The sequence below is a fragment of the Bdellovibrionales bacterium genome (assembly GCA_019750295.1).
Taxonomy (GTDB): Bacteria; Bdellovibrionota; Bdellovibrionia; order Bdellovibrionales; family JAGQZY01; genus JAIEOS01.
Genome location: JAIEOS010000037.1, coordinates 19,139 through 45,153, shown reverse-complemented (window position 1 = coordinate 45,153; position 26,015 = coordinate 19,139). Strand labels below are relative to the sequence as shown.

General features: G+C 48.5%; 12 protein-coding genes and 1 pseudogene. 1 reads left to right on the top strand and 12 read right to left on the bottom strand.

Going from position 1 to position 26,015, the window contains the following annotated elements; translation table 11 throughout:
* Positions 1-160: 160 nt before the first annotated feature.
* From K2Q26_08220 to K2Q26_08195, 6 genes and pseudogenes are all read right to left on the bottom strand, one after another.
* Positions 161-379: pseudogene (locus K2Q26_08220) on the bottom strand (hypothetical protein).
* Between the two features lie 234 nt (positions 380-613).
* Positions 614-4,579: a hypothetical protein gene (locus K2Q26_08215; GenBank protein MBY0315489.1), complete on the bottom strand. Its 3,966-nt coding sequence runs from the start codon at positions 4,577-4,579 to the stop codon at positions 614-616.
* Positions 4,580-4,630: 51 nt separating this feature from the next.
* Positions 4,631-4,885, bottom strand: coding sequence for a hypothetical protein (locus K2Q26_08210; protein ID MBY0315488.1), 255 nt, complete (start codon positions 4,883-4,885; stop codon positions 4,631-4,633).
* A gap of 167 nt (positions 4,886-5,052) precedes the next feature.
* Positions 5,053-5,289, bottom strand: a complete 237-nt coding sequence (locus K2Q26_08205; protein ID MBY0315487.1) for a hypothetical protein — start codon at positions 5,287-5,289, stop codon at positions 5,053-5,055.
* 156 nt (positions 5,290-5,445) lie between these two features.
* On the bottom strand, positions 5,446-6,480 hold the full coding sequence (locus K2Q26_08200) for a hypothetical protein (GenBank protein ID MBY0315486.1): 1,035 nt from the start codon (positions 6,478-6,480) through the stop codon (positions 5,446-5,448).
* A gap of 12 nt (positions 6,481-6,492) precedes the next feature.
* Positions 6,493-9,441, bottom strand: a complete 2,949-nt coding sequence (locus K2Q26_08195; GenBank protein ID MBY0315485.1) for a hypothetical protein — start codon at positions 9,439-9,441, stop codon at positions 6,493-6,495.
* Between the two features lie 305 nt (positions 9,442-9,746).
* On the opposite strand from K2Q26_08195, the gene K2Q26_08190 reads away from it, so the two are divergent.
* Positions 9,747-10,886 (top strand): ATP-binding protein, encoded by a 1,140-nt coding sequence (locus K2Q26_08190; protein MBY0315484.1) that lies wholly within the window; start codon positions 9,747-9,749, stop codon positions 10,884-10,886.
* Between the two features lie 202 nt (positions 10,887-11,088).
* Here the strand turns inward: K2Q26_08190 and K2Q26_08185 are convergent, their stop codons facing one another.
* The 6 genes from K2Q26_08185 to K2Q26_08160 all read right to left on the bottom strand — a co-directional run bounded on the left by K2Q26_08185 (position 11,089) and on the right by K2Q26_08160 (position 25,905).
* Positions 11,089-12,711 carry a hypothetical protein gene (locus K2Q26_08185; protein MBY0315483.1) on the bottom strand — a complete coding sequence of 541 codons (1,623 nt, stop codon included), beginning with the start codon at positions 12,709-12,711 and terminating at the stop codon, positions 11,089-11,091.
* Between the two features lie 354 nt (positions 12,712-13,065).
* Positions 13,066-16,542 (bottom strand): hypothetical protein, encoded by a 3,477-nt coding sequence (locus K2Q26_08180; protein MBY0315482.1) that lies wholly within the window; start codon positions 16,540-16,542, stop codon positions 13,066-13,068.
* A 205-nt stretch (positions 16,543-16,747) separates the two neighbouring features.
* Positions 16,748-17,251, bottom strand: coding sequence for a signal peptidase I (lepB, locus tag K2Q26_08175; GenBank protein MBY0315481.1), 504 nt, complete (start codon positions 17,249-17,251; stop codon positions 16,748-16,750).
* Positions 17,251-17,712 (bottom strand): hypothetical protein, encoded by a 462-nt coding sequence (locus tag K2Q26_08170; protein MBY0315480.1) that lies wholly within the window; start codon positions 17,710-17,712, stop codon positions 17,251-17,253. The genes lepB and K2Q26_08170 overlap by 1 nt, the downstream gene beginning before the upstream one ends.
* 3 nt (positions 17,713-17,715) lie before the next feature.
* Positions 17,716-22,278 (bottom strand): hypothetical protein, encoded by a 4,563-nt coding sequence (locus K2Q26_08165; protein ID MBY0315479.1) that lies wholly within the window; start codon positions 22,276-22,278, stop codon positions 17,716-17,718.
* A gap of 186 nt (positions 22,279-22,464) precedes the next feature.
* The gene (locus tag K2Q26_08160) at positions 22,465-25,905 is read right to left on the bottom strand and encodes a hypothetical protein (GenBank protein ID MBY0315478.1); all 3,441 of its coding nucleotides are present in this window, start codon (positions 25,903-25,905) and stop codon (positions 22,465-22,467) included.
* Positions 25,906-26,015 lie beyond the last annotated feature (110 nt).

The following is a 26,015-nucleotide window of genomic DNA, read 5'->3' as shown; positions in this document are numbered from 1 at the left end:
TCCAGATCCACAAGCTGAATTACCCGAAACTCCCCCACCGGCCTCTGCGGACGAATCGTCCCCCCCCACCACCACCTCCACCCGCAATTAATATAGGGGTCGAATTTAAAAAAATACCGGAGAATCCGCCGCCGCCGCCACCGCCGTAACTCGAAGAAGTCCCACCATTACCACCATTACCCGGCGAGCCACCTGCTCCGCCGTTGAGATTATTATTCCCGCCGCCGGCCCCTCCGACATAAATCGTGTACGATCCAGAAGTTGTTGCTATGATAGCTTGCGCAAATCCTCCTCCACCCCCTGAGCCTGCATCGCGGTTACTTCCACCTCCCGCGCCCCATGAGCGAACAGTCAATGCAACACTTCCCGTGATTGTCACCGTATACGTGCCGGAAGCCGAAAATGTGCAAGAGTTCGCAGTTGAAGCTTGCGCACCGACACAATTTACAGAAGTCGGTGGAGGGATTGGAATAGAAACTTTGCTTTTTCGAATCCGTGTTCCGACCCAGGCCTCGGAAGATAGAGAGAAAAATATTCCAATCAGAATTATTGACTTAATGATACTCAAGATTAAACCGCCCTTTTACCATTAAAACTACTTTTTTCATTTCGATCACGGCCCATAAGTGAAGATAACTTTCCCATTTCCAGAAGCCCCGGCATCGACACCAGAAGTATTCGTTTGGTTGCTCCCAGAATTAAAAGAACCACCGCCAGCGCCGGACGTCGAACCTCCGCAGCCAGCACTACTAGCACCACCTCCTGAATACCCGCCGCCCGCTCCTGGAGCACCACAGACACACCATTCAGCTCCAGAGCCACCGCCAAACCCACCAACTCCTGCGTTTCCTGGAGAGCAAGCTCCGCCTGCCGTCCCGCCGTTCACGAATGCTAAAGGAGCGCTCGCACCGGCGGTACCTACTGTGCCGTTTGTTAACAGGCCAGCGCCGCTCGTTCCACCAGTGCCTGCGGAGCCCCCATTCCCGGATGATCCTCCCGAGAAGTTTGACGAACCACCCGACGTTGTTGTCACTCCACTTTGACCAGTCGTTGGATAGGCACCGCCACCACCACCCGCGATCATCACCGGAGCGTTGCTAGTGGTCGTTACAAAAGTTCCCCCAGCGCCTCCGCCCGCTATACTACCGTCGCCACCCTTTTGACCGACAAGAACTTTGTAGACTGTTCCACCGGAAGTTGAAATGGTCCCTTTGATATATGCACCTAGACCACTCTGAAAACCGTTCCCACTACCGCCCCTCGCACCCCAAGCTTCAATAGTCAACGAAGAGCAACCTGCGGGCACCGTAAAGTTCACTATGCCACCAGAATAATTTATTGTAGTGCTTCCGGAAGCACAGGTCGGTCCCGCTGGAGTTTCACTCCAAACTAAAGACCCATACCAATTTGTTTCATCTGAAGGTTTCATCAATTGAATGACAGAAACTTTATTGGCTGCCGTCGCTATAGCTGGGGCCGTACCGGAATCCCATTTAATAGTGTCTGAACCATTTCCCACTATCGTCACAGTTCGAGAGCCGGTCGCATCTTGTCTTAGAAATAAAGTCATAGAGTAAACTTTCGCAGCAGGAGCCACAAACGCGGGTAATGTGATTGTTGCGTCAGCAGTTAGATTGATCCGACGTAAGTTTAATGAAGTGTCTGGAATCGTATAGGCGCTTGAACTATTCACATAATTCGAGATCCCTTCAAATAACGAATTTACTCCGACGGCACCGTTGACGTCTAACCGGGCGGAGGGTGAGCTAGTAGCGATACCTACATTACCCACGTTATCGACAATCATGCGCTCAGAACCAGCCGTATCAAAACGAATGCGATCTTCGTCGGTATTTTTTTCGAGGTAAATTCTCGTATCTGCATCAGTGTCAGTGAGCATGACGAAGTTCGTCGGCATCGCTCCACAAAGCCACCGGTTAAGAGAGTTGTTCCACACTAGCGTGAATCCATTGGTACACGCCGAACCGCCTGGTGCGTAAGTAAAATAATCGACACCCGATACAACCTTGCTGATATTTACTGTATCAATCTTAGCGTTGGTTACTTGAGTGTTACCAATGTCCGCCGTCGCTATTGTACCGTCCATTATCTTATCAGAGGTCACTGCATCGCTAGCGAGCTTGGCATTAGTCACGTTGGCATTTAGAATTTTAGCCGTAGTTACCGCATCATTTGCGATTTTTACAGCAACGACGCCTGCATCTTTAATACGGAGCTGGTTATTGGCGCTATTGATTTCGATTGTGGCATCATCGACGACGACTTGCAGGTTTGCTGTTCCAGCTGTGACCCCGCCGCTGAGTCCAGATGTCGCACTTGTAGTAATGCCCTCAATATCCGCAGTGCTTGTCGCTGCATCTACCCAGGATAATACTCCTGTGCCATCGTTTCTTAATACCTGGTTGCCTGTACCGTTGGTCGCAGGAAGCGTCCAAGTGATATTTGAGCCAACAACAGACGGTGCACGAATCGACACATAATTTGATGAATCGCTATCCGCGTACCGCACTTCTGTTTGGGCGTTGAGAGTTAAAGGCCCATTCATCGTATCGCCAGACTTTGCTACTTTTTCTGTGTCGAGCTCGTTAATTGCCGCTTGAGCTGTCACCGCCGATACACTTCCACTTGCCGCGTTTGTAATTTGCGATGCTGTGTAATCGCCGTTTTGAGCAAGCACTGCACCCGTACGCGTGAAGACCGAAGTAACGGCATTGGTGTTGTTATCAACACCGCACTCCCACTGTTCCAGAGTGTTGTTCCACTTTAAAACCTCGCCGTTCGCGCAATTTACATTATTTGGTTTATATTTAAAGTATTGAGACGAGGCACTAGACACCTTACCCACGCTGACCGTATCAATCTTTACGTCAGTCACTTGGTTATCACCAATTTTTACTGTGGTGACCGAGGAATCAGCCATATCTACCGTCGCTATTGTACCGTCATTTATATGAGTCGAGGTAACTCCACCTGTGGCCACACTTAAAGTCACATCACCCCCTGCACCACCGCCAGAAAGTCCACTTCCCGCCGTGACACCCGTAATATCTCCTGAATTCCCACTCACCCAACTGAGAACTCCCGTGCCATTGGTGGACAACATTGAGCCGGAAGCTCCGTCTGTTGCCGGTAAAGTCCATGTCACATTCGCTCCGACTGTTCCAGGAGCTCTGAGCGCGACATAGTTTGAAGAATCGATATCCGCAAATCGCATCTCGTTTTGGGCGTTTAAAGTCACCGAAGACGTTGCCGTCGCAGCTCCGTTCAGAGTTAGCGTATTAGTCAATACTAAGGCGCCAGACATTGTATCGCCGGACTTAGCTAACTTTTCTGTATCGAGTTCGCTGATTGCAGCTTGTACCGTAGCAGCAGCGATATTTCCAGAAGCCGAATTTGTAATTTGCGAGGCGGTATAGTCACCGGCTTGCGCAACGACTGCACCCGTGCGCGAAAACACACTGGCAACCGCGTCAGTGTTTGCGTCATTATCGTTGCCACACTCCCAACCCGTCAACGTGTTCCACTTAAGGGTTTGGCCATCCGCGCACGCGCCATTATTCGGGCGATAAGTTAGATACTGACCTAAGCTGCTCATGATTTTTTGAACTCCCACGGAATTCACTTTTGCATCTGTGACCCCGCCATCGCGGACTCTAAGTTGATTCGATCCGTTCACTTCAAGTGTTGATCCATCAGTATTCACATTTAAGGTAATCGTGCCAGAAGTTCCTCCACCAGAAAGTGCGGAAGTTCCGTTGGTTACGATTTCAGAGATTGTTCCGCTTCCCGAGCCGGCTTCCGCAGCTACAGACCCGTCCCAGTACATGATCTTGTTCGTCTGACTATTAAACCACATGGCTCCCTTGTTGGACGCTGTCAATGTTCCGACTAGAGTCGCTTGTTGAGTGTTGTCGTACTTTCCAAGAGTCACCGTTGATAGGTTTTGCATTGTCACATGGCCGGTGTTTAATATTTGATTCCCGTTCATGTTGATATTACCGCTCATTGTCCCACCTGCAAGGGGAAGCTTTGTCGTATCTGTGATGGCACTCGGGGTCGTTGCTTCCCAACGGTTGAGTGTCGCATTCCACGAAAGCACTCGCCCGTTACCCACGCCCGCACCCACTCCAGACACGTCAATGTTAGCCCCAGCAATCCGTGTATCTGCATAGTTTTTTGTCGCTGCATCCTGAGGTAATGTCGGATTCGCCACGTTTTTGATCTGCTGATTATTCATGGAGAGAGGAGAGACAGGAGTGCCACTCGCTAAATTCAAAAGCGTATTGTAATTCGTTCCGGCGAAAAGATTTTGTAAGTTAGATTGAGTCATGTTGTTTGCGGGATCGATTTGCACAAAATTGCTGGCGGTCATCCCTTGGAGACTATTCGCATACCACGCGTAAGGAACACTCTGAAGGTGAAAGTCTTGAGCCAAAGTCACAAGACCCGAGCCATCGTTGTAACTCACCCGAACTTTGCGGGTGTGACCAGTGATTGAATTATAACTTGTACCGGACGCACAACTCGTAATCCCTGTGAAGTTCAATCCATTTTGCATCACATTCACAAGAGACGAGGTGTCTTCGTAATCAGTGCCCGAGCGAATTCCCTAGGTTCCTCCGCCGATACTCAAGCTAAACATACCTTCGCTCCCCAACATGTTGACCGAGTGCTGCTCTTCGTAAAGCAAACAGTCATTCACCGGAGAATAAATGCGAACGTTAAACACGACAGGATTGGCCTCGAGCGGATCACCATTACCCTTCGTGATCTGCCCCTGATACACAAAGCTTGCGGGCACTTGAGCATAGCTCCAAGTCGACAGTACAAGGCTGAAGATAACGCCCACCAAACATTTGATCATGCTCACTTATCGGAGTTTATGGAAGGATTGTGAGAAAACCTTAAAGAATCTGAACCAAGAGGTGGAGCAGAAAAAAGGACGGGCGCCCCGTCCGACAGAATCATTGGATAACTATGGGAATCCTGGACGTCCACTAACGAACGCGCCCATTGTTGTGTCCCAACGTATTAAAATTGCGCCGCCGCCGCCGCCGCCGCCATCTCCAATGACTGAACCTCCTGAACCATCATCACCACCTCCGGCCCCAAACGATCCACCACCACCACCGTTGCGGTAACTCCCTGTTGAACCGGTTCCTTGCGTGCCCGGTGAAGGGCCGGCACCATTCTGACCTTGAATTCCACCGCTATAACCATACCTGCCTCCAACCCCAGCACTTGAAGATCCTCCGTAATTAGATGCATTTTGACCTCCACCTCCGCCTCCTAGACCAATTCCAGATGTTGGCGCTTCTCCTGTGAATCCGTTCAGACCTTGCCCTCTACCTCCAGCATCGCCCTCAAAAGTGGTATCGACGCCGAGTATCGTCGCATACGATGCGCCCGTAGAAGTGATGACGGCTACTCCCGTGGAACTAGAGGATCCTCTCGCGAGTTGTGTACGTTACCGTTGTAGCCTTGGCCAGGGGCCCCTCCAGAACCGCCTCCGCCGGTAGCATAAAGTAATGTTGAGTTTCCGAACCAAGTTAATGAGGGGGTTGAAGTAGAGTTACCAGTTGAACCATGCGTACTCGAATCCCAGTGGGTATTCATTCCACCTCCAACGCGTAAACTGTAACTTGCGGCACCTACCGTTATAACGGAACGCGCACCACCGCCTCCAGGACCGCCACCGCTGCCTCCACTCGTGTTAGCACCGCCACCCCCTAAGACTGTAACATCAAGAGAAGAAACTCCTGGAGGTACGTTAAATGTAAAATCTTGGAAAGCAGCAGTTGTATTTATATAGTAGAGGACACCATACCCATTCAGTACGACACGACCCCCGCTATAGCTTGCACCATTGACACCAACAGTAGGAAGGCTGCTGTGGCGGTTCGTCTCAGATGTTACCATCCATGCGGTATTTGCCTGAACGCACGTCACTTCCATAGTATCTCGTGTCCCTACTGAATATATGCTCGCGGCAGTCTGGCTTTGACCGCCCAACGAATCATGAAACGACTGGCCCGTATTGGCAATCAACCTCCAGCCACCAGCCCCAAAGCCGATCAACTTTACAGTTTGCCCCACTGAGCAGCTCGCCGGAAGCGTTACGGCGACCTGCGAGCCACTACTCACAAGATACGCTGAATTTACAGTAGCGTTGGTATTTGACGTTATAGTTGTTAAGTTGTTTGACGAACCGGTGAAGGCGGTTGTTTGAGTTGACCCATCAGGAAAACGAACCCCTCCCAACGTGGATTCAATCATTCCGACCACAGATAGTTTTTGAGCTGGCGACGAAGTTCCTATTCCTACATTTCCAGAGTTATCGATCACCATGCGCTCCGTGCCTGCCGTGTCAAAACGGATGCGATCTTCATCGGTGTTTTTTTCGAGGTAAATTCGAGTATCGGCGTCTGTGTCTGAGAGCATGACGAAGTTCGTCGGCATGGCTCCGCACAATCAACGATTTAAAGTGTTGTTCCACACTAAGGTAAATCCGTTTGTACACGCGGAGCCGCCAGGAGCATACGTAAAGTAATCAACTCCTGAGACCACTTTGCTGATGTTCACACTATCGATTTTCGCATTCGTTACTTGATTATTGCCAATGTCCGCTGTCGCTATAGTACCGTCCAAAATTTTATCTGTTGTTACTGAGTCACTAGCAAGTTTTGCATTAGTGACGTTCGCATTGAGAATTTTTGTTGTTATCACTGCGTCGTTTGCGATTTTAGCGGCGGCGATTCCCGCATCTTTGACACGGAGTTGGTTGTTACCGCTATTGATCTCGATCGTGGAATCATCGACCACAACTTGAAGATTGGCGGTGCCCGAAGTAACGCCTCCACTCAATCCCGATGTCGTACTTGTTGTGATGCCTTCAATATCAGCCGTGCTCGTCGCGGCGTCGACCCAAGAAAGAATTCCGGTCCCGTCGTTTCGAAGAACTTGGTTCCCCGTTCCATTGGTCGTTGGCAGAGTCCATGTAATATTAGATCCCAGCACCGACGGCGCACGTATCGCGACGTAATTCGAAGAGTCGCTATCTGCATAACGAATTTCGTTTTGCGCATTGAAAGTCAATGCCCCGGTCATCGTATCGCCCGACTTTGCGACCTTTTCGGCATCAAGTTCATTGATTGCAGCTTGAGTCGTGGCGGCGCCCATGTTGCCCGCAGCCGTGTTGGTGATTTGCGATGCCGTGTAATCCCCATTCTGAGAAACCACTGCACCTGTGCGCGAAAAAACAGAGGTCACAGCGTTTGAATTGTTATCCGTTCCGCACTCCCACTGCTCAAGAGTGTTATTCCACTTTAAAACTTCGCCGTTGGCGCAATTGACATTGTTTGGCTTATACTTAAAGTACTCTGAGGCTCCGCTCGACACTTTACCCACCATCACCGAGTCAATTTTAGAATTTGTCACTTGAGCATCACCCAGCTTTACAGTGGTAATCGCTCCATCGGCAAGGTCCACCGTCGCTAGAGTACCGTCACTAATATGCGTGCTTGTGATTCCACCTGTCGCCACGCTTAATGTCACATCCCCACTCGACCCCCCACCGGCGAGACCGCTCCCCGCCGTGACCCCAGTAATGTCTCCGGAATTGCCGCTCACCCAGCTCAATACGCCCGCACCATTGGTGGATAATACAGATCCCGACGCTCCGTCTGCGGAAGGTAAAGTCCAAACGACATTTGCCCCTACAGTCCCTGGTGCACGAAGTGCTACATAATTCGAAGAGTCGGTATCTGCAAATCGGATTTCGTTCTGAGCATTGAGTGTCACAGATGAGGTCGCTGTCACCGCCCCGTTGGCGGTCAAAGTGTTATTTAAAATCAGAGCGCCAGTGATTGAGTCGCCAGATTTTGCGACTTTCTCTGTATCGAGTTCGTTGATTGCCGCTTGTACGTTGATTGCGGCCACAGCACCTGCTGGAGTATTGGTAATTTGTAAAGCCGTATAGTCACCGGCCTGGGCAGTGATAGCACCTGTTCTTGAAAACACGCTCGACACCGCATCCGTGTTCGCGTCATTATCGTTGCCGCACTCCCAACCGGTTAACGTATTCCACTTTAAAGTCTGTCCATCCGCACAAGCCCCATTGTTGGGGCGATAAGTTAAGTATTGACCTAAACTGCTCATTATTTTTTGAACTCCCACCGAGTTCACCTTTACATCTGTCACTCCGCCGTCGCGAATTCGAAGTTGGTTGGAACCATTGACCTCGATCGTGCTTCCATCCGTGTTCACGGAAAGAGTGATTGTACCGGAGGCGGCTCCTCCTGAAAGAGCTGACGTCCCGTTGGTCACGATCTCTGCAATCGTTCCACTTCCGGAGCCCGCTTCGGTTGCGGTCGTTCCATCCCAATACATGATCTTATTGGTTTGGCTATTGAACCACATGGCCCCTTTATTGGAAGGAGTGAGCGTTCCCACGAGAGTGACCTGTTGAGCATTATCATACTTACCCAGCGTCACCGTCGATAGATTCTGCAGAGTCACGTGCCCGGCGTTTAAAATCTGATTCCCATTCATGTTGATAGTGCCGGCCATCGTTCCACCCGCCAATGGTAACTTTGTAGAATCAGTAATCGCGGAAGGAGTCGTCGCTTCCCAACGGTTGAGTGTCGCATTCCACGAAAGCACTCGCCCGTTACCCACGCCCGCACCCACTCCAGACACGTCAATGTTAGCCCCAGCAATCCGTGTATCTGCATAGTTTTTTGTCGCTGCATCCTGAGGTAATGTCGGATTCGCCACGTTTTTGATCTGCTGATTATTCATGGAGAGAGGAGAGACAGGAGTGCCACTCGCTAAATTCAAAAGCGTATTGTAATTCGTTCCGGCGAAAAGATTTTGTAAGTTAGATTGAGTCATGTTGTTTGCGGGATCGATTTGCACAAAATTGCTGGCGGTCATCCCTTGGAGACTATTCGCATACCACGCGTAAGGAACACTCTGAAGGTGAAAGTCTTGAGCCAAAGTCACAAGACCCGAGCCATCGTTGTAACTCACCCGAACTTTGCGGGTGTGACCAGTGATTGAATTATAACTTGTACCGGACGCACAACTCGTAATCCCTGTGAAGTTCAATCCATTTTGCATCACATTCACAAGAGACGAGGTGTCTTCGTAATCAGTGCCGGAGCGAATTCCTCCACCGATACTCAGATTAAACGTACCTTCGCTCCCTAACATATTTACCGAATGTTGCTCTTCGTAAAGCAAACAATCATTCACCGGAGAGTAAATGCGAACATTAAAAATGACCGGGTTCGCTTCAAGAGGTACTCCTCCTGCTTTAGTGATCTGCCCTTGATACACAAAACTCGCAGGAACCTGAGCAAAGCTCGAGGAAATCATCATTAAATTTAAGATAATAATCACAAGGGAACCCTTGGCCATAGTTCCTTATCGGCTCATTTGTTGGAAAAATAAGGATTCAGTTGGCATTGGCATTGACCTTGCTGAACCAATTTTTGGAGCGCTGATTTGACCCCGCGAATTGGTTTTATACTAAGCCAAGGTAGAGTCGCGAGTCCTTATCCAATTTGACGCGACCCCAATTGAGATTTTTGTCCAGCAATCATCCCATTTAAAAACTGGCTTGAGTTTGTCGAATGGATCAGGAATTCTCGATCAATATACCTTTAAGCCAAAACCAAGTAAAGTAGACTTGACTCTACTTTACTTAAATGTAAAGTGGAACTATGTCTACTTTACACAGATACCTCATGAAGAACGTTGAGACTGATCTTACCCGGAAAATGGTCTTTTTAGGAGGACCACGGCAGGTAGGGAAAACCTTTTTCGCTCAGTCACTTATTCCAAGTTATAAAGATGGTCACACGAGTTACTTAAACTGGGATGACCTAGAGGATCGAAAAAAAATAAAAGCTGGAATATTCGATGCCAAACAAAAGCTTATAATCCTCGACGAGATTCACAAATTTGTAAAATGGCGATCTCTCGTCAAAGGCTTCTTCGATAAGTTGAAAAATACTCACCAATTCCTGGTTACTGGATCCGCTCGCCTCGATTACTACAGAAAAGGCGGGGATTCTTTACTTGGACGATATCATTACTATCGAATGCACCCATTTACACTTTGCGAAGTTTCTAAATCTTGCGAACACAGGATTCTCCAAAGACTTTTAGAGTTTGGAGGGTTTCCAGAACCTTATATCAATGCCTCAGCCCAACAACTTAAGAGATGGCATAGGCAAAGGCGGGAACGGATCGTTTATTCTGACATTCGCGATCTCGAGAACGTCAAAGAAATATCAAACATAGAGATTTTAATGGAAGCTCTTCCAGACAGAGTGGGCTCCCCTCTCTCACGAAAGAACTTAGCAGAAGACCTAGAAGTCGACTTTAAAACTGTCGAAAAATGGATTTCAATTCTAGAAAACGTTTATTACTGTTACCGAATCGCTCCTTATGGAGCTCCACGAATCAAAGCTGTAAAAAAAGAGCAGAAGATTTATCTTTGGGACTGGAGTGAACTTGACTCCCCTGGGTCACGCTGGGAAAACTTAGTGGCAAGCCACCTTCTTAAATTTTGTCACTATCACGAAGACACCCAGGGAGATCGGATGGAACTCAGATTCTTACGCGATATCACAGCCAAAGAGGTCGATTTTGTTGTGTTAAAGAACAAAAAGCCCCTATTTGCTGTGGAGTGCAAAACTGGAGAAAAAAATCTTTCAAGACATATTTCTTACTTTAGCGAGCGAACACCTATACCCAAATTCTACCAGGTTCACCAAGGCACAACCTTTCGAACTATTTCCGACAAGATTCATATCTTACCTTTTACCGAATTCTGTAAAATTGAGAAGTTGAAATAAACTGCTCCTCTTTTTTTAAACCGGAGACCTCTCTAGAGTACAGTAAACGCTTTGTGCTTTTAATGTGACTCGCGAGTGTCGATCCAAACGGGGGGATCGACTTCCTTGTTCAAAAACTAGACAGCAAATCCGCCACGATGCTACTATTCTATTGAATGACATTAGTACGCATGAGGTACACCCAACAGCTATCCATCATCGTTTATGCATTAGTATTTTGCAGCGTCAGCTTTGCTGGAACAACCAGCACGGTACTTACTGGCACCGCAACAGGATTTACAGTTTGGCCGGTGACAACTTCCTTAACACCGCCCTCAAATAGTGGAAATTTTTTTATAACTCGTCTATCAGAAACAAAATTTCTTTTTGTATTTCGAAATACGAGTAACCAATTCCAAGCCGCACACATTACCGTCAATCTCTCAACGGGCGTGGCGACCATGTCATCAGTTGTACAGATTAGTGGAACGTCATTAACTCCCTTCGTTGGCTCAGGAACCGGGGGCCCTGATGACACAGTCATCCCCAGTTTTTCTGAATCCAGTTCATTGACAGCAGCTTGAACATTTGTGGAGGCCACTGCGCCCGCCGGAGTATTTGTCACTTGCGATGCTGTATAGTCTCCATTTTGCGCGGTGATAGCTCCTGTGCGCGAAAACACGCTTGAAACCGCATCAGTATTCGCATCGTTATCGTTAGCACACTCCCAACCCGTGAGCGTGTTCCATTTTAATGTTTGTCCATCGGCGCAAGCCCCGTTGTTCGGACGATAGGTTAAATATTGACCCAAACTACTTGTAATTTTTTGAACACCCACAGAATTCACTTTAACGTCCGTCACACCACCGTCGCGAACTCTCAACTGATTCGATCCATTCACTTCCAGCGTAGATCCATCGGTATTCACCGACAGTGTAATGGTCCCCGAATTTCCACCACCACTGAGCGCCGATGTTCCATTGGTCACGATTTCCGAGATCGTTCCGCTTCCGGAGCCGGCCTCTGCGGCTGCAGCTCCATCCCAATACATAATTTTGTTGGTCTGACTATTAAACCACATCGCACCTTTGTTCGACGGAGTGAGTGTTCCCACGAGGGTGCTTTGTTGGGTGTTATCGTATTTCCCCAAAGTCACCGTCGATAGGTTTTGCAGAGTGATATGGCCCGCATTTAAAAGCTGATTTCCATTCATGTTGATGTTGCCGGCCATTGTTCCCCCGGCAAGAGGAAGCTTCGTCGCGTCGGTGATCGCCGACGGTGTCGTTGCCTCCCAACGATTCAGTGTGGCGTTCCACGAAAGTACTCTTCCGTTACCCACACCGGCACCAACACCTGACACATCGATGTTAGCCCCGGCGATCTTTGTATCGGCATAATTTTTTGTTGCGGCATCTTGCGGCAGACTCGGATCCGCGACATTCTTAATTTGTTGGTTGTTCATGGTTAACGGGCTGACCTGTGTGCCGCTCGCTAAATTATAAAGCGTGTTGTAGTTTGTCCCTGTTAAAAGATTCGCAAGATTGGTCTGAGTAATATTGTTTGCAGGATCAATTTGCACAAAATTATTCGGCATTAGTCCCTGAAGGCTATTTGCATACCACGCATAGGGCACACTCTGAAGGTGAAAGTCCTGGGCTAATGTTACAGACCCTGACCCGTCATTATAACTGATGCGCACTTTTCGAGTATGTCCGGTTAAAGAACTATAACTATTTCCGGAGGCACAAGTTGTAATTCCAGTGAGATTCAAGCCATTCTGCATCACCGTCACTAACGACGACGTGTCTTCGTAATCGGATCCGGTGCGAATTCCCACCACCGACACTCAAACTAAACATACCTTCGCTCCCCAATATGTTGATTGAATGTTGCTCTTCATAGAGCAAGCAATCATTGACCGGTGAGTAAACGCGTACGTTAAAAACCACAGGATTGGCTTCGAGAGGCACCCCGCCGCTTTTGGTGATTTGACCTTGATAAACAAAACTCGCAGGGACCTGGGCGAAAACTGAAGATATCGTAACGAAATTAAAAATCAGAAATAATAGGGATTTTACCATTCTAACTTATCGGAATTTATGGAAAGATTCTAAGCAATTTTTAACGGTTATGAACCAGATTTTGGATCGTCAAAACGGTTATTCTCACCAAAGACTGGATCAAGTTGATCCAGTCTCTCCTACGGCTGACAACCAAGGTTCGTGTAAGATCCCGCAACATGCGGCTCCGAGGTGGAGTAAGTTCCCGACCCCCAGTTTCCGCTCGGGCAGAACTGACACGTGTATTCATTTCTTACAAGATAAGCCTGTCCCACAGAGCAAAGAGTAGGATTGCTCGCCTGCCAAACTGGACCTGCAGCCCAAAAGTAGTAACACTGATTTCCAGTGGTCTCGCAAGTCTGACCATAGGGATTTCCTGCACTCGCAGTACAACCCGGTAGAAATTCGAAGCCATGAGGACGGCAGGAGTTCGAAAGGAATCCAGTAAAGAGCATCGTAATGTGGCTTAGATTATACCGACAAGGAGTTCCGCCCACACAGGCTTGTGTCGTAGTGGGTGATCCTCCACAGGAAGCAGAGCAAGCTTGAGTGGATGAAGGCTGTCCTCCTCCGCAAAAACCGTCGGCGACCGTTGCACCATCACTTCGTTGGCACCAAACACTTCGCGACTCTGAGCCAGACGTATTCACACAGGTGGCTGATCGACTCTGCGACCCACCCGAGCAGGATGTATTTACACACGAAGACCAACTTCCGTAACTCCAAGATGGGCTAGCACTGCAGGATCCCCATCCGCTCGTTTGCCACGAGTAACTGTAGAAAATTAACCACGTGTGCGACGCGGTCGCTGTAAGTCCGATACCGTTTGTCACACGAACATCAAATGTATTTGTGGTTACAGGTAAGCCCGATTGACTGACTCCCGAAACACAGGACATCCAAGCTCCCCCATTCCAGCGGCACTCTCGACTGACGATACTGGATTCGGCATCCGAAGCGTTAAAAGTGAACGTCGCCGAAGTGGATGTCGAAGAAGCGCCCGGGTGAGATGTAATTGAGACGGACGGAGGCGTGGTATCATAGCTCCAGTTATGTTGAACAATCCCACTCATATGGCCAAAGTTATCACTGGCGCGGATGCGAAGGTTATGCGCCCCTAAACTTCCCACAACGACAGGGTGAGGAGATGTGCAAGCGTTAAAAGGACCACCATCTAAGCTGCATTCGATCATTGCCACACCAGAACTTCCCGAATCGACCGCGGTAAAAGTGAAAGCCGCCGCTGGTAAATTGGTATACACTGGAGGCCCACTTGTAATTGTGACCGTCGGAGGATTTAAGTCCACTTCGAAGGTGTCGGTGATCAATGCGATATTTCCAACGTTATCGACCGCACGAACATCAACGGTGTGGTTTCCGTGCGCTAAAGAGCCATTGGCCCGCGGACTCGTGCACGCTCCGTAGGCTCCACCGTCGATGCGACATTGGACAGATGCAATACCGCTTAAAGCGTCGCTCACGGTAAAACTATGAGAAGACGAATTCACCCCAATTAAATCTGCGGGAACAGAAGTAAAGGACAAAGCGGGAGACGTTACGTCGACACTCCATGAGTGAGAAACGACCGCGCTCATCTGATTTAAACTATCTTGTGAGCGAACTTCGAAGAGATGAGGCCCTTCGGGCAATAGAAGTTCTGTGTGCGGAGATGTGCACACCATCCAAATTCCACCATCAAGACGACATTCGATATCTAGCACGCCGGCAGCGCCCGAGTCCACAGACGTAAAAGTAAAATTGGCCGTGGCACTGTTCACATAGGGAGCCGGTCCAGAAGTTATTGTCACCGTTGGTGGAGTGATATCTAAAGCGAATGCGTGACTCTGCGTAATACTATTTCCAACATTGTCGATCGCTCTCACATCGAAGGTGTAGTTTCCTTGAGGAAGGCCCATTTGGTTATAAGGCGACACGCAAGAAGAGTAAGCCCCACCGTTCCAACGACATTCCACCGTTTGAACACCACTGAGATTATCGGAGTTCGTAAAAACGTAAGTCGCTGTTGTGCTGTTATTTAAATTTAGGGGCTGTACATCGATCGTGAGCGCAGGCGCCGTGAGATCCGCTCTAAATGCAAAAGGTTGATTGGTAGCCGTGGTGTACAACGAGGCATCGTCGCGAGAGCGCAAAAGCACTTCGTAATTTTCGCCATCCACCCAAGGTGAACAAACCAGACTGTTAAAATCGTAATTTAAACTTACACTAGGAATTGTATGTTGTGGGCACACGCCCAACTGGCTTCCCGCGTTTCTGACCGAGGATTGGTAATCAACAGCATCCACCGAAGATGTCCAAACCACATCTGGGCTTCCGGAGGCCCACGTGTCTACATTGCCGTCGTTGTTACTTCTTACGCCTAAAATTGTAAAAGGTCCTGGAGGAGTCAGATCGACGACGAACGGAAAATCGGCGGCGACCGTGGAATTTCCCGCATAATCGGCGGCGCGGACGCGAGCCGTATAGGTGGTGCCATTAGTTAAAGTGCAGTTCTCAAGCGTCGCGTTGATTACTGCGGCATTGACGATTGTTTGACAATTCAAAGACGTGTCGGCGTTAAGAATGCTGACCGTATAATTCTTTAGATCGGCAGACGCTGTAAAATGAATCAACGGATCGTCATTGTCGTTAAGATAAGCATCGAGAACCGTGTCCGTTCCCCCGGTGATTCCTGTGATCGCAAAAGCTGCGGGTGCTACACGATCGAGCTCTATAGCAACCAAAGGAATTTTATTGGTACGCGGGTCCCCGTCTTGATTTAAGAGATGAGCATAAATTGTCTTGAGTCCATCCGCGCCAACAAGATTATAACTCGTCGGTCGAGAGGTGTGCCACCCATTCGTTGATCCCTGCCCACCCGGGCAGGCATCCGTCGGCGACGTGGGTACAAATGCGGCATCGGTGGTCATACACCAGTAACCCGCCCAAGAGTCGTTAACAAATGTGACGTCGACCGTTGTTGAATTTGTAAAACCACTGTCACTGCCCGGATCGCTCATCGTAAAGCCAGGAGCATATATATCAATCTCTGTCGAAGGTGAGCAGGAGACCGGACTTTCATTGTTCGCGCGATCGAGCGCTAGTACCTGATATGAATAAAAATTACCATGGCTAAGATCAGCGAATTCCTCTAATAGAGAATCTGTATCGATCACGCGAAGAATCGTCCCGGTGCAGGCGTTTTGATCAAACAGCTTGATGCGATAAGGTTTATCATTCAAGCCAGATATACCGTTATCGACGGTAGGATTCCAGCGTGCGGTCATTCGTAATTCAGTGGTAAAGCCATCGGAAGGAGGCATCACCGGAGTCACTGGATTGGGAGCTTGCTGATCGATCCCTACCCAAGGAGTACAGGGCGAACGATAGTTCTTTTTATCAACGCTAATGAGCACACGGAAAGAATAAACTTTTCCATCTTGGAGGGAAGAGGCTCTCACCCGTTCAAAACCGACCTGAGACTGTTCATCATATTCTCCAGAGCAATCCCCTGACTCATAAACCGCAAGGGTCACTTCCGGCTTTGCAAAATGTCCTGGTAAATGGGTTGTCACTGAAAAATCAAATTCCGATTGATTAGAATAGATGTTTTTTTCCATCCCAAATTGAATATCGCCCGTTCTCAAATCTTGATACTCGACGCCCTTGGTGCAACGCAAAAGCGCCAAGGGAGCAAAAAAACGAGAAATATTAAGTTAAATTGAGACTTAGGCATTATTACCGATCGGTTGATTTACATAATTAGATGAATCAAATCTCGCCTTGAGACGCGACAATTGATCCTGTTTTTGGAAACAAATCGGATCACTTCTTTAATCCGAGCACCTTTCCGATGATCTCACTTCGCAGCACTGGACCAAAGCGAGTTGAGTCTCGCGAATCGGCTAGTCCTGTTCCGAAAATGAAATAAGTGTCTTTCGGCATCAGGCCTTTAAACTCTTTTTCGTAAAGAGAAAGCATTTTATAAGCTCCACGAGAGAAGATATATTTTTTATGGATCGAGTTCTCAAGCTCCTTACCGTCCACGAGCATCACATGCCCCTTACCTTGAGGAACCAACTGAAATCGCTGACCTGGAGTGACTAAAATCTCTTTGATGATCGGGGCTTTAAAGCCCTTTTTTTGAACCAGCACCACATCATGCATCTGTGGCGAATGGCACCCGTAATAATTTTGATCGACCGAAATATCCTGCCCGTTTTCGTAAAGCCCTTTCATCGAATTTCCACGGATTGTTTTGATCTTGATGTCTGCCGAGCAATCCGCGTTTACAGAAAATATAAAAACAAGTCCGAACAGAAACATCATTATTTGTTTCTACCTTTAATACTCATCAAATGATCATGACATTGCGGAGTTGTCTGACTTAATTTTTCTTCTAAACATTTCAACCATCGGAGCCGACCCGGTCTGACTCCTGAGCACAATCTGTCGATATCACTGCGACAAGGATCCCATTTTTTAAGAATGTTATTGAGCTTGATCGCACACATCGGTTGCACTTGATCAATATAGTCGAGCAAACACGCATTGACTCCGCCCGGCTCATTTTTACTTGCGCTACAAAATTTCCCAGCGTCGTCTTGGCAGGGATCAACATCCACATTCAACGGCTGACCAGCAATTGGCGCCGTTGATACACTAGCCCGAGGGATAGGCTTAAAATTTACCGAAATCGAAAATACCCGATCCGAGAGGTAAAACAGCGAAGCCGTTGTCAAAGCAGAAGTTACAATGGATATCACGATGCAAATAATTAAGTTCTTCATAAATTAGGGATGCACTATGCAAATAAGTTTATAGCTGGTATTACACGCATTTCCCGAGCCGCTGTAGTAAAACGAACCATAACCGTTATCGTATTTATGAGATATCCATCGATTCTGATTCGTCGACGAAGTATTTCCCGTACTCGAGTAAACGGTCCCTAAATTCGAGCTCCAGTTACTGCAGGTGCTTGAAAATGCTGTGGTGCCCCACGCCGTTGTTGAGGTAGATGCCATGTCTCGGCCACTCCAATACGTAAAACTGTTACTGAAATATCCGGAACCACTCCATGAAGACGAGTCGAGAGGAGCACTACCATTAATATCCGTGGTGAATGTACTTCCCCCAATTGTAGTGCTGCCAACGCTCGCGAAGGTATATCGAGTGAAAGAAACTGCATTATTACATGTAGAACTGTCGCAAAGAAAAGCTTTTACTTTTGTTGAATTTAAAAGGCCTCGAGAATCCGCGTCCGCTTTACCTTTCCAAGGATAACTCGTGAGTTCATTAAGGCAAGTCGCGTTGGCTCCTGCTAACCCACCGAGATTTCCATTATAAGTGAAATAAGTACTTACAAAGTATCCTCGAGGGAGCTCATCACCGCCGGCGCCACCTGTAAACGGTGGATTCGCACACGGAGTCCAAGACGAGCTATATCCATAATTGGTGTTATACGCACATTCGGTCGCACCAGTCTGTCCGTTAATCCTTATGCAAGTCATAATGCTGGAGTACATTGAACATGTTACGGACCATCCACTGCCGCCACCACCCGAAGCATCAACATAGTCCTTAGTCGTCGCATCGGTGCCAGTCGTCGGTACACCCAAATTCGAAATTTTATTGGTTCCCATATTCAAAGCGCCCGTAGCTGTGACAGATCCATCTCTTTGAAGTGCATTCGCGGCAGCGATAATTCGCGAGTCATTACCCGCGGCAACAGTATTTGCAGCCGTGCCCACAGGAAGTCTTCCAAAAGGCACAGTGCCGCTACCCAAGTCAGACGCACTCGTGGTTCCGACCGTCACCCAAGTCGAACCATTATATCTTTGAATCTTCGCATTGGATGTATCCACCCAAATATCTCCATCGGCAGGAGATGATGGAACAGTTGTCCCCGCAGACACTGCAGGAGTATTCCCTTTATTGCGGACACCATCGGTAATATTAAATCCAGAGAGAGTCGTAGGCGCTCCAGTCACTTTTGACCATGCCACATCATTCACTTTTGCGTTTGTGACCGCATTGTTAGCGAGTTCCGAGTTTCCTACACCACCTGCCGCAATGGCGATTGTTCCTGTGGATGTAATAGTTCCGCCGCTCAATCCGGAGCCCGCAGTGACACTCGTCACAGAGCCCGCGGAGTTGGCCACCCAACCCAGTGTTCCCGATCCATTCGTACTTAATACTTGTCCTGTGGAGCCATCGGCCGATGGAAGCGTGTATGTTGTTGATCCTGCATTTGTCGCTGCAGCTAATCCCACGTGTCCCGAAGTTGCGCCTATAAGACGAACCTCTTGTTTTACCGTGAGCGACGCTGTTGGATTTGATGTTCCAATACCGACGCGACCGGTTTCGTCGATGATCATGCGCTCAGTTCCCGCGGTGTCAAAACGAATTTTATCTTCGTCCGCAGCGGCCTCGACACGAATGCGAGTATCATTGTCGGAATCCGCTAACGCTAATAAACTTGATGGTAGCGCCCCACAAATCCAACGATCGTCCGTAGAATTCCAAATTAAAGTGTAACCATTGGTACACTCGGTTCCCGCGGGCATGTAGCTAAAGTAATCGGTCGGCCCTGCGGTAAGTTTTGTAATGTTCAAAGAAGATATTTTGGCGCTAGTGACCTGAGAGTCACCAATGTCCGCCGTCGCAATTGTGCCGTCATTAATTTTTGCGCTGGTGACAGAACTGTCGGCAAGCTTCGCTGAACCGACACCCGCATCTTTAATTTGCAAAGTGTTGGTCGCGACTTCCAAAGTCGAGTTGTCGGTATTGATCGCCAAAGAGCGATCTGCACTTAAATCTCCACCGCCAGTCAGTCCAGAGCCAGAGTTTGTCGCAATATTGCGTGTCGCAGGAACTCCACCAATATCTCCCGCTGTGGCGCCGGTTTTATCAATCTTGCTCCAAGCGATAGCGGCCGAAGCGTTAATGTCGCTATTGGTAATGGCTCCATCTTGGATTTTTGCGCTGGTCACGGAGCTATCTGCCAAATCCGCTGTCGCTACCGTACCGTCGTTTATATGAGTCGATGTGATTCCACCGGTGGCTACACTCACTGTCACATCTCCACTGGATCCACCGCCACTAAGGCCACTGCCTGCTGTCACTCCAGTAATATCACCACCCGAGCTACTCACCCATACTAATTGGCCTAAGCCATTTGTAGCCAAAACTTGACCGTTAGATCCATCGGCCGCCGGAAGCGTGAGGATCAAGTTCGATCCCACCACCGAAGGCGATCTTAAAGCCACATAATTCGAAGAGTCCGCGTCGGCAAATCGCACTTCGCTTTGCGTGTTGAGCGTGAGCGATCCGGTCATCGTATCACCACTCTTTGCCACTTTCTCAGTCTCGAGCTCATCGATCGCCGCCTGTGCATTCACTGCAGAGATGGACCCCGCCGGAACATTCGTAATTTGGTTGGCGGAGTAATCTCCGGCCTGAGCCACCACGGCACCCATTCGACCATACACACTGGCAACGGCATCTGTATTCGTATCCGTGTCTGTGTCGTTGGCACAATCCCAGCGAGACGCGCCGTTATTCCACTTGAGCACTTGCCCATTCGCGCAAGAAACGCCATTGGGTTGATAAGTAAAGTATTGCCCACTGGCACTTGAAATTTTTCCGACCGATACACTATTAATTTTTGCATCAGTGACTGAGTTATCTAAAATCTTAACGGTCGTGACGGCATTCGTTGCGATTTCGTTAGCGGTTATCCCCGCGGCCTTAACCTGAAGCTCATTAGAACCATTCACAGCGAGTGTGTTGGCATCATAGCTTAACGTAAGGTTAGCTACGCCGCTGGCGACCCCACCCACAAGAGGTGCCGTGGTGTTGACCGCAGTGATATCACCACCAGAATTCACATCCGCGCCACAAATCCAACGATCGGCAACGGCATCCCATTTGAGAACTTCACCATTGGCACACTCCACAGCGCCCGGCATGTAGCCGAAGTACTCCACGGGGCCATTGGTGATTTTTGCTACGCTCATATTGGCAATCTTATTGTTTGTCACAGAGCTATCCGCAAGATCCGCTGTCGCTACCGTACCGTCGAAGATATGGCTACTAGTTACGGCATCATCCGCAATCTTTGAACTAGTCACACCATCGTCTTTAAGAGCGACTTGGCTAGATCCGTTGATTTCTACGGAAACTCCGTCCACCGCCACCTGAAGACTTGCCGCGCCCGAAGTGGCACCGCCCGAGAGCCCCGCTCCCGCAGTGACACTTTCGATATCCCCTGTTCCTGTACCCGTTCCGAATTCCACGGCGGAAGTACCATCCCAGTATATGACTTTCGCACTTGTGGTATTAAACCAAATCGCTCCGCGGTGGCTGGCGTTTAAACTTCCCACCAGCGTCGCTTGTTGAGCGTTGTCATACCGACCTAAAGTTATGGTTGATAAGCTTTGTAAAGTGACATGACCCACATTGAGGATCTGATTGCCATTCATATTGATATTGCCGGCCATTGTGCCACCTGACAGTGGTAACTTTGTCGAATCCGTGATCGCCGAAGGAGTGACCGCCTCCCAACGATTCTGAGTCGCATTCCATGAGAGGACTTTTCCGTCACCCACTCCCGAACCGATCCCACTCACATCTATATTTGAACCCGCCACTTTGGTATCGGCGTAATTTTTTGTCGCCGCATCTTGAGGTAAAGTCGGATTCGCAATATTTTTGATTTGTTGGTTGTTCATATTCAGCGGAGTTACCGCTGTTCCACTCGCTAAATTGTAAAGCGTGTTGTAGTTCGATCCACCTAAAAGATTCTGAAGATTCGCTTGAGTCACATTGTTTGCAGGATCAATCTGTACAAAATTATTTGCGGTCAATCCTTGAAGACTATTCGCGTACCAAGCATAGGGCACACTCTGAAGGTGAAAGTCTTGAGCCAAAGTTACTAGGCCCGATCCATCGTTATAGCTGATCCGGACCTTGCGCGTATGTCCCACCAATGCGTTATAGCTCGTGCCCGAACTACAATTTGTGATTCCCGTAAAGTTGACGCCATTTTGCATGACACTGATTAAAGAGGAACTGTCCTCAAAGTCCGATCCAGTCCGAATCCCAGCCCCCACACTTAAACTAAACATCCCTTCACTTCCAGTCATGTTAATGGAGTGCTGCTCTTCGTAGAGCAAACAATCATTCACCGGAGAGTAAACGCGCACGTTGAACATGACCGGGTTCGCTTCGAGGGGAACTCCGCCACTTTTAGTGATCTGGCCTTGATAAGTAAAACTCGCAGGAACCGTCTGGGCGCTGAGAAAACCTGGAGACAAAACTAAAATTAAGAAAATTAAATTTTTCGATTTCGTCATCAAGGCCACACCTCTTTTAAGTATGTAATCTTATCGGACTTTTTTACATATTCTTAAAAGGTTTACTGTTCCATCTCTGGGATCGAAGGAGGCGCGTGTATCAGATTGATACACGCAATTGAAAATATGGAGAATTCAAGTACTGGGTTGGAGCATAGTACATTTACTTGTGCTCCCTCTTGATAACTATGGACTCATTCGGCATTCGAACGAAGTCATTCCCGATGGTACCGAAGACATTACGGTTAATGACCCGGATGAGCATCCACCACCTGTACCTGATCCCCAGAAGGACCAAGTGCTTGGGCAATACGTCGCGCCTTCCCAGCCTCCGCCACAGCCGAGGTTAGGATTTCCGCCGCAGGCATAGGGAGTACAACTTCCACCACCGATGGTACACGAGAAGTTGTTACAAGTGTCCCAAGCTCCACCACTACAAGTGGCGTAGCAACTTTGAGACGTGCTCGGTTTACCACCGCCGCAGAAGCCATCAGGTACAGACGCTCCGTCGTTTCTTAAACAATAAACAGTCTGATATTCGGTGCCCCACTCGTTCATGCAAGTGCGCGAACGTGTACCGCCACCACAGGCTGCACTGCACGCACTATATCCAGACCAGTACGGGCTCGCCGTACAGCCATACCAACCGGACTGATACCAGCTATAAGTATAGTAGATCAACCAGGTGTGCGAGGCCGTCGAAGTAAGACCGATACCGTTCGTCACCCGAACATCAAATGTGTTCGTGGTCACCGGTAGGCTCGACTGACTGACACCCGAAGAGCAAGGTGTCCAAGAGCCACCATTCCAACGACATTCCGTACTTACGATGGTCGATTCCGCATCGGACGAACTAAATGTAAATGTTGCGGAGGTCGACGTTGTTGATGCTCCTGGATTCGACGTGATCGTTAAATTCGGAGGAGTTGTATCATAGTTCCAGTTGTGTTGAGCGATGGCGCTCATGCGACCAAAGTTATCACTCGCGCGAATTCTCATGTTATGCGAACCTAAACTCACAATCACCACTGCATGCGGAGATGTGCACGGAGCAAATGCACCGCCGTCCAGACTGCACTCGATCGACGCTACGCCAGCGCTTCCCGAATCGACCGCTGTGAATGAGAATGAAGCTGCAGGCAGATTTGTATAGGTCGGAGGTGCACTTGTAATTGTCACCGTAGGAGGATTTAAATCCACCTCGAACGTGTCAGTGATAACAGTGATGTTTCCGACATTATCCACAGCCCGCACGTCCACCGTGTGATTGCCATGAGATAAGGATCCGTAGGCACGCGGAGAGGTACAGGCACTGTAAGCCCCTCCGTCGATTCGACATTGCACGGAAGCAATACCGCTAAGAGCGTCGCTCACCGTAAATGAATGGCTCGATGAATTCACGCCAATTAAATCCGCAGGGACTGAAGTAAAACTCATGACCGGAGGAGTCACGTCCACACTCCAAGTGTGCGACACCGTAGCGCTCATTTGATTCAAATTATCTTGAGAGCGAACTTCAAATAAGTGAGGACCTTCAGACAGCAGCATTTCGCTATGAGGCGAAGTGCAAACCATCCAAATTCCACCGTCAAGACGACACTCAATATCCAGGACGCCGGCAGCGCCGGAATCAACAGACGTAAAGGTAAAGTTGGCCGTAGAGACATTCACATACGATGCGGGAGCAGAAGTGATCGTGACAGTTGGTGGCGTAATATCGAGATCAAAACTATGAGACTGGATGGAAGTGTTACCCACATTATCGATAACTCGGACGTCAAAATCATAGTGACCTTGAGCTAAACTCGCTTGAATATAGGGAGAAATGCAATCCGCATAAGGGCCTGCATTCCAGCGACATTCCACTGTCTGAATTCCACTTAAAGGATCCGAGTAGCTAAAATCATATGTCGCTGTTGTGTTGTTATTTAGCGCCGCAGGCGAAGCGTCGATGGCTAATACCGGAGGAGTCAAATCCGCACGGAAAGCGAACGGTTGATTGGACGCCGCTGTAAATAGGGAGGCATCATCTCGAGAGCTCAACATGGCTTCGTAATTCTCACCGTCCGTCCAAGGTGCACACACTAAACTATTAAAATCAAAGTTTAAACTCACACTCGGAATCGTGTGTTGAGGGCATACCGCAAGAGAACCGGCAGCCGTACGAATAGAGGCTTGATAGTCCACTGCATCGGAAGACGCGGTCCACACCACATCAGGACTTCCCGACACCCAATTATCGACGTTTCCGTCATTATTACTACGAACACCCAAAATCGTGAATGGACCCGGAGGCGTTAAGTCGACCACGAACGGAAAATCTGTCGCTAATGTTTCGTTACTGGCGTAGTCCACAGCGCGCACTCGTGCGGTGTAAGTCGTTCCGTTGGTCAAAGTGCAATTCTCAAGGAGAGCGTCCACCGCTGCCGCATTCACCACTCGTTGGCAATTCACCGACGTGTCTGGATTTAAAATGCTGACGGTGTAATTTTTAAGATCTGCAGAGGCCGTAAAATGAACCACTGGATCGTCGTTATCATTTAAATAAGCGTCGAGCACGTTATCTGTTCCACCCGTAATTCCGGTGATAGCAAATGCCGCTGGAGCCACTCGATCCAATTCGATCGCCACCATCGGAACTTTATTGGTCCGAGGATCTCCATCTTGATTGAGGAGATAGGAATAAATCTGCTTAAGACCATCAGCCCCTGTCAAATTGTAGGAAGACGGTCGAGAGGTGTGCCAACCATTGCTCGGCCCCTGCCCACCTGGACACGCGTCGGCGGGAGATGTTGGAGCAAAATTGGAGTCGGTCGAAATACACCAATAACCCGCCCAGGAGTCGTTCACAAAACTGACATCCACGGTCACCGAGTTCGAAAAGCCCGAATCCGCACCGACATCTGCCATGGACATTCCTGGAGCATAAATATCGATTTCTGTCGAAGGAGAACAAGAGACTGGGCTTTCGTTATTGGCTCGGTCAAGAGCTAACACTTGATAAGAATAAAAGTTCCCGTGAGAAAGATCAGCAAACTCCTCAAGAAGAGAGTCCGTATCGATCACGCGTAAAACAGTCCCCGTACAACCATTTTGGTCGAACAGCTTAATTCTATAGGGCTTATCGCTGAGACCAGAAATCCCGTTATCATTGGTGGGATTCCATCGCGCGGTCATCCGTCGTTCTGTAATAAAACCATCAGTGGGAGGCATCACCGGAGTCACTGGATTGGGAGGCTGTTGATCCACGCCGACCCAAGGTGTACATGGAGATCGGTAATTCTTTTTTTCGATCGCAAGTAAAATTCGGAAGGAATAAACTTTCCCATCTTGGAGGGCCGAAGCTCTCATCTGTTTAAAAGAATCTTGCGACTGTTCTACGAATTCACCCGTACAGTCTTCAGATTCATAAACCGCCAGCGAAATATCGCCTTTGCCAAAGTGACCGGCGAGGGACGTGTTCACATCAAATTCCACCTCGGACTGATTTGTGAACATACTTTTTTCTAAGCCAAACTGGATCTCACCCGATCTTAGATCTTCGTAATCCATCTGTTTTGAGCAGCTCAATAGGACAAAACTGAAAAATACGACACTCAAATACTTTAATTTGCTGATTTGACTCATGTAAGACTTTTCGGCAGTTTTTTTTAATAATAAGAAATTTAAACAAATTGATCCATGATTGATGATCCAGATTTTGGAATCTCAAATTGAACTCACAAGAAGTGTTTCAC